Here is a 2,982-nt window from a genome sequence, read left to right as displayed (position 1 = left end):
CCTCGGCTGATATGACAACAACTGAGCACTGGTCAGCAATTACCGCTGTCATGACGGCCATCGGTATCGGTTGGGGACTGACATGGCTGACCTACGCGGGTGATTACTCTCGTTTTATTTCGAGTGACGTGCCCGCCGCCAAGCTCTTCATTGTGTCCGCGAGCGGACAATTCATTCCGGTGGTATGGCTCGGAGTTCTCGGAGCGACACTGGCCACCATCTCGCAGACCACAGATCCCGGTCAGCTCATTGCGGATGCCTACGGTGGACTGTCGGTGATCATCCTGCTTCTCGTGCTCCACGGTCCGATCGCCACCAATATCCTCAACATCTACACCTGTACGATGGCCACCAAGGCACTTGATATTAGAATTGACCGACGAATTATTTCCATCATCGTCGGAATCGTGTCGCTGGGAATCGCGACATTTTTTATCCTCCAGGGAGATTTCGGAGATACTATCGACAGTTTCTTGGTAGGGGTAGTCACCTGGATCTCTCCGTGGGCGGCGATCATCTGCGTTCACTGGTTTTTCATTGCCAAGCGGAACATCGACTGCGAAGAGCTGGTGACAGGGCCGCGACAGTCTCCCTTGCCGACGGTGCGCTGGTCAGCGATTGTGTCGCTCGTCGCCGGCATGTTCACTACATGGCTGTTCCTCTACGGCTCCCTTAGTTTTTTCCAGGGTCCTATAGCCACGGCCATGGGCGGAATCGATCTTTCCTGGCTCTCGGGCTCTCTGACGGCTGGAATAAGTTACGCGATTCTGGGTCGGCTTGAGCCAACTCGCCGAAAGGATCTTGCGGCATGAGCAACTATTTAATTAGAAATGCGACCGTCATTGCTGTCGATGCTACGCACGGCACAGAACCATTCAGCACTTCAATTCGAATCGCCGACGGATTGATTAGTGAAATGGCAGTGGGGTTGGAGGCTCGGCCCGGTGAGCAGATCATCAATGGGGCAGATAGTCTTATCATCCCCGGCATGGTCAACGCACACGCCCACAACTGGGAGAATCTCTGGCGCGGAACTCAAGATAACATGCCACTTGAAGTGTGGATGCTTATGTGCTATCCGGTAGTTGGATCAGATCCGTTGAGCCCTGAACTAGTTCGGCTTCGGACTCTCTTGATGGCGGCTGAGTCTCTGAAGTCCGGGGTCACTACAGTCGTGGACGATGCCTACGAAATCCCGTTTCAGAAGATGGAGCACCTTGCTGCGGAATTTGCCGCTTATGAGCAGGCCGGAATCCGGGCAAACCTGTCAGGTCAGATTGCTGACAAGCCGTTCCTTGATACGATGCCCTTCGCGCGGGAATTCCTCTCCTCAGCGGCACAGAAGATCGCCGGTGAACTCGAGGTGACTTCCGCAGCCGATTATCTGGCCTTTGCCCGCGAGGCCATCTCTAAGTTTGACCGTACTGCGGAGCATGGACGTCTCCGGTTCATGGTGGGGCCCTCAGCGCCACAGCGATGCACACCAGAACTTCTTACAGGGTGTAGCGCTCTAGCCAAGGAATTCGATCTCGAACTACACACGCATGTTCTCGAGACTCGTACGCAAAGAGTCACTTCGGATGAGTTCTACAACGGTTCCTTCGTTGAATGGTTCGACGAACTCGGTGTTCTTTCTCCACATGTCACATTAGCCCACGGCGTCTGGCTCAATGAGAAAGAACTAGGATTGTTGGCTGAAAACGGCTGCTCGATTTCCCACAATCCGCTATCCAACATGAAACTCGCCTCTGGGCTCATGCCGTGGTCTGAAGTTCGGCGAGCTGGAGTTAACGTCGCGATCGGTACCGATGGCGTGTGCTCGTCTGACACGCAACGCGTTAGCGAAGTGATGAAAGCGACCGCCTTGGTCCATAAACTGACCAGTGACAATCCGGAAGACTGGCCGACCGCGGGTCAAGTGCTGGAAGCTGCGACGATCAATGGTGCTCGTTCTGCTCAGCTCGGCTCTACTGTCGGTTCGTTGGAGGTCGGAAAAGAAGCGGACCTGGTCATCTACGATCTCAATACGCTTGCCTTTTCCCCGCGACAGCAGGTTGATCTTCAGCTTGTGTACAGCGAGAATGGCTCCTCGATTAGAACTGTGATGGTCGCCGGACGGATTATCGTGGATGAGGGTGAACTCGTCACGATCGATGAATCGCAGCTGCTCCAGGACGTTCGTGAGATCACCCCGTGGTTGCATGAGTGGCAGAGTAAGGCGATGGCCGAGAACGAAATCTTTGTGGAGGGTTTTTGGAAACAGTATCGGAAGTCCATGAAGATGTTCTCCGGTCAGGAGCGGTACAGGACCAGAGATTGGTCGCGGCGCGCAACGTCATAGTCCGGACGGGTAGAGAAGCTCTCTTTCTTTGGTCTATGGAGCGTGTAGCTGAAGAAGCATGGCGGGGTTCTTCAGCCTTGCATGGTGACATCTGATCTGGCGTGCCCGACGGGGCGGCCTGGAAGGACAGCATCATCCCAGGCCCTTAGCAGTTCGAGGTTCGTGACGATGCGCTCTGTGCGTCGCAGACGTTTTGGCCGCGACGGCGAGGGCCGGGGGTAGCACTACATGTAGAGGCCCTGGCCGGCACAAGTGTCAAGTCCCGGGTTTTGTAGAGGGTCGTTTGTCTGTTGATCAAGCCGCGACGGCCTGCCTGTCGATGAGCGGACGATGAGCCTGAACCGGTGGAACGTAGCCGGTCGCCGAATGCGGTCGCCGAGTGTTGTACGACCCGACCCACTTCGACGTTGCCACGTTGACGTCAGTCAACGCCGGCCAGACCCTCCGGTCGATAAGCTCGGCTCTGAACACCGAGTTCAACGCCTCGGCCGTCGCATTGTCGTAGGAGTCACCCTTGGCCCCCACCGACGCGACGACCTTCGAGTCCGCCAGCGACTGCCCGTAGGAAACCGCTCCGTACTGGGCGAGTTCAACCGGTGGTTGCAACACCGTCGGTTTTGAGTGAGTGTATCTGTTCAGCC

Annotated in this window: 3 protein-coding genes; 2 read left to right on the top strand and 1 reads right to left on the bottom strand. The window is 56.0% G+C overall.

Annotated elements, in window-relative coordinates; all coding sequences use genetic code 11:
• Positions 1 to 812: cytosine permease (locus CVA01_RS14590; protein ID WP_174775653.1), on the top strand; the 812-nt coding region annotated here is incomplete at its 5' end.
• Complete coding sequence (locus CVA01_RS14585) at positions 809 to 2,341, top strand: amidohydrolase family protein (protein ID WP_073884845.1); 1,533 nt, start codon at positions 809 to 811, stop codon at positions 2,339 to 2,341. The genes CVA01_RS14590 and CVA01_RS14585, both read left to right, overlap by 4 nt.
• 294 nt (positions 2,342 to 2,635) lie before the next feature.
• Here the strand turns inward: CVA01_RS14585 and CVA01_RS14580 are convergent.
• Positions 2,636 to 2,982, bottom strand: a 347-nt coding sequence (locus CVA01_RS14580) for an integrase core domain-containing protein (RefSeq protein ID WP_218024599.1), incomplete at its 5' end; no start/stop codon positions are given.

The sequence above is a fragment of the Corynebacterium variabile genome (assembly GCF_006539825.1).
Lineage (GTDB): Bacteria > Actinomycetota > Actinomycetes > Mycobacteriales > Mycobacteriaceae > Corynebacterium > Corynebacterium variabile.
This window is presented reverse-complemented; position numbering and strand designations above follow the sequence as displayed.

Excerpts from the sequence above, each read along its gene's own strand:
- CVA01_RS14585 (WP_073884845.1), top strand. The coding sequence starts at position 809 with ATGAGCAACTATTTAATTAGAAATGCGACCGTCATTGCTGTCGATGCT.